General features: G+C 64.9%; 2 protein-coding genes. Both read left to right on the forward strand.

Annotation, left to right across the window (positions count from 1 at the left end; genetic code table 11):
• A partial coding sequence (locus JSV65_00230) for a carboxypeptidase regulatory-like domain-containing protein (GenBank protein UCH34815.1) occupies positions 1–3,132 on the forward strand: 3,132 nt, incomplete at its 5' end.
• 19 nt (positions 3,133–3,151) lie between these two features.
• A partial coding sequence (locus tag JSV65_00235; protein UCH34816.1) for a hypothetical protein occupies positions 3,152–4,146 on the forward strand: 995 nt, incomplete at its 3' end.

Consider the following 4,146-nt stretch of genomic DNA (forward strand, 5'->3'; position numbering starts at 1 on the left):
CAACTTGGGCTGGCCGGTCCCGTCACTGTTGCCCTGCGTTCAGCACAGGGTGAGCCGTACGCTTCGGCGGTGTTTGCGGAAGTCGCAGACGAATTGTCCTATCACACGGCCCGGCTTTCGCCGGCTGCGGACGATGAGCACGCGGTGTTCTCGGTTTCTTTCACGGGCCCGGGGACGGTGTGGCTTGACCAAGCATCCCTGATGCCGACGACCGCGGTTCACGGGTTCCGGGCGGACGTGGTTGCAGCGATCAGGGCGCTACGGCCATCGGTGATACGGTTTCCGGGCGGCAACTTCGCCCAGTGCTATCACTGGACCGACGGCATCGGCCCGCGCGACGCGCGCCCGACAGCGATCAACCATGCCTGGGGGAACGCGGTCGAGGGCAACGAGATGGGTACGGATGAGTTCATCGCGTTGTGTCGAGAAGTCGGCGCCGAGCCGATGATGTGTGTCAATATTGGCGACACGGGCAGCGCACGCACCGTCGCGAACAACAGCACCGAGCGCGCCTTCCGCGACGCGCTCGCATGGCTCGAGTACTGCAACGGCGATGCTTCGACTGAGTGGGGCAGCCGTCGCGCCGCCAACGGTCACGCGAAACCGTACGACGTGCGGTACTGGGAGATCGGCAACGAGCTGTGGGGCGACTGGGAGATCGGCTACGTTGATGCCTGGATGTATGCGCGGCGGTTTGCGGAGTTCGCCAAAGCCCTGCGCGCGGCAGATCCACGCATCGCAATCTTCGCCTGCGGGCACGACATGGAGTGGAACCGAACGCTGTTCGAGGTCGCGCCGGAGGAGATTGATTGGCTCGTGCTGCATCACTATTTCCGATCTGGGTCATTCGCGGACTGTGTCGCCGAGCCGGGCAATCGCGCGCGGTTCATTGACGAGACGCGCGACATGGCGGAGCAGATGCGGCCCGGCAAGCCGCTGCGGATCTCGTTCAACGAGTGGAACACGTCTTTCGGCCCCGAGATGAACCATAGCCTGATGGCGGCGATGTGGGGCGCGAGCTTCCTGAACGAGATGATCCGCCGCGGGGATACGGTTCAGATGCTCAACGTTTCGGATCTCGTCAACGGCTGGAACGGTGGCATCATCCAGGCGCATTCCGCCGGACTGTTCGTGACGCCATTGTACGAGATCATTCGCATGCATGCTCACAACATGGGGTCGTCTCTGGTCAAGACGTCCGTGGCCTGCCCGCCGTTCGACTCCCCGGCACAGGGTCGAGGCCACGATGTGCTGGACGTCGTCGCGACACGCAGCGAAGCCGGTGACCGGCTGTACCTCAGCGTCGTCAACAAGAGCCTCGATCCGGTCGAGGCGGAGGTCATGCTCGACGGCTGCAACGTCACGGGCGGCGGCGAGGCGTGGACGCTCACGGCGCCCGATGTAGCGGTGTACAACACGGCCGACGAGCCGCACGACATCAGGGCGCGCTCGGCATCCTTCGCCGTGGGAAGCGCGCGGTTCTCGTACACGTTCCCGGGCCCGTCGCTGACGATTCTCGCCATCCCCGTCAGCGCTTGCGGAGAAGCAGCGCGGTGCGAGATTCGCGGAGACACCAGCGTGTTCAACGCGTTGGTATGGGCCGAAGATGGCAGCGAGCGGGTGGACGGGACGGCCGACGCGTCAGGGGAGTATACTCTCAATGTGGGCCCCGGCCTGTGGCGCGTCTCCGCCACCGCGCGCGGCCTCGGCATCGCGACGAGCGCCCCCGTCGAGGTGCCCCGTGAGCATCCGGGCCGCGCCGATCTCGAGTTGCCTTTTCCCTTTGCAGCGTGCGAGGCTGTGGGCACGAACTTCGACGGGGCCGACCTCGCTGACGTACTTACGCCGACCTACCTGGCCGGCGACCGAGGCGGCACGTATGCACTCCAAGACGGTACCGTAATGCTCAAAGGAGGCCGGGATACGCGCTTCGGATTGCTGTCAGCGCCCATCCCCTGGAGCACCGAACGAGCAACGGCCGTGGAAGCGAAGATCGAATCCTACGTTGCGACCAATGCGCTGATGACCCTGTACGGCGGGTCCGGCGCCGGCGATTTCTCGCATTTCTGCGAAGTCGGCATCGAACGCGGCCGCGCTCAGGCGTGGGCAATCGGAAGTTCGGCGACCGGCGACAATATCAAGCCCCCCGCCGTGGTGCGGATGGTCGCCGGGCCACCGCGGGGAGACGGCTGTCGGTGGGTGGACTTCTATGTCAACGATGTCTTGATACACCACATCCCCGCCTACCCGCACCTTGGCGAGGGCTCTCTGCGCGTCTTCATCTACGGGTGGAGCGAATCCGAGACTGTCTGGGACTGGGTTCGCGCGTGGTCCGAGGAACCTACCGGGATTCAGGGCACGGTGCGGAGCGCTGCGGGCGAGCGGCTGCCAGGGGTGCTCGTGAACGCGCTGGGTGCGGCGAGTGCGAACACCGATGCCGACGGGGCTTATCGGCTTGACGCCATGCCCTTGGGCCAGCGACGGGTGGCGGCTGGAGGTGGTGGCTTCGGCATCGTCGAACGAGAGGTGACCCTGGCGCCCGGGCGGCCGATCACACTGGATTTCGAGGTCAGTCCAAGACCGACGGAGGGCGCACTTTTCGATGAGTTCATCGAGTTGGACGGGGCACGGTGGACGGTTCGCCGGTTCGGTCATTCGCGGGCTGAAGCGCGTGCGGACGACGGTGGCCTGCTGCTCGAGAGCGAGCGCGGGAGTGCGGTTGTCGTCGAAAGCGGTCCGATAGTCGGAACGGCATCGGGAGAAGTCGTGATCCGGGCGCGCGTCGCGCATTTCGCGGGCGAGGCGACAACGCTTCACGTCCGTTCGAGTAGCGGCGGCGGCGGTGTTGACTGGTCGCTGCGCGATGGGAGTCTGCAGGCCAGAGACGGTGAGCGCGTGTGGTGGCCGGCGGAGGCCCGGATTGCCGTGCCGTGTGACTTGACGGTGGTGATCTCCGCGCCGGGTGCGGACGGACGGCGCTCCGCTCGGTTCCATTACAACGGGGGCGTGCGGCATACGTTCGAGGCGATCGAGTCGCTCCCGCCAGGCGAGGAGCTCTGCGTGATGCTTGGCGGCGGGAATTGCACGGCACGTTGGGATTGGGTTGCAGTGGCAGTCCGCGACGTGAAATGAAGAGAGGGAATCGGTCACCATGAGATCCGCGAAGCTGAGCTCGAAGGAACGGGTCAAGATCGCGTGCGCGCATCAAGCGCCCGACCGGATCCCGCTGCAGGGCTATTTCACGCCGGAGATATCGCAGCAGCTGCGAGAACATTTCGCGGGTCGCGAGGTGGTCACTGCACTCGGCATTGATCTACGCGATGCGAACCGCGGTGCCGTGTGGCGGGGCGGGCATACGGAGTCGAGACCCGGATTGGCGGACACGTACGATATGTGGGGCGTCGGATACCGCAATGTATCGAACGAATTCGGCACCTACGCCGAGGCATCCGACCTCGCGCTGGCTCGCATTAGGACGATGGACGACGTCGAGACCTATCCCTGGCCGGATATCAATGACTACGACTTCTCCGGGGTCGAGGTGGCGTGCGATCAGGCTGCCGACTACGCGGTGTGCTTCGCCGGAGCGGGTATGCCGGACATCGTCAACGGCGTCTCTCGGGGTCGCGGGATGGAGCAGGTGCTGGTTGATATCGTGAGCCAGGACGAAGTCGGCATCGCGATCATAGACCGCCGCGTCGATTTCTACTACGAGTTCTGCCGGCGCGGTCTGGATGCGGCCCGGGGAAAGGTTGACATTCTCTGCCTTGGCGAGGATTGCGGGACGCAGAAGGGGAGGCTGTTTTCTCCCGCAATGTTCGATTCATTTTTTGTGCCACGGCTGAAGCGCTTCATTGACCTGGCGCACGAGCACGGGGCACTCGCGATGCTCCATTCCTGCGGTGATACGCACGATATCATGCCGACATTCATCGAGATGGGGCTCGACATTCTCGACGCCATACAGCCGGAGCCGGCGGGGATGAACCCGGAGAGCATCAAGCAGCAGTTCGGGGACCGGCTGACCTTCTGCGGACTCATCAGCACGCAGGAAACACTGCCGCACGGCTCGGTCGAGGACGTGCGAGCCGAAGTGCGCCACCGCAAGCAGATCGTCGGACGCGGCGGCGGGTATATCCTGAGCCC

Source organism: Armatimonadota bacterium (assembly GCA_020354555.1).
Lineage (GTDB): Bacteria > Armatimonadota > Hebobacteria.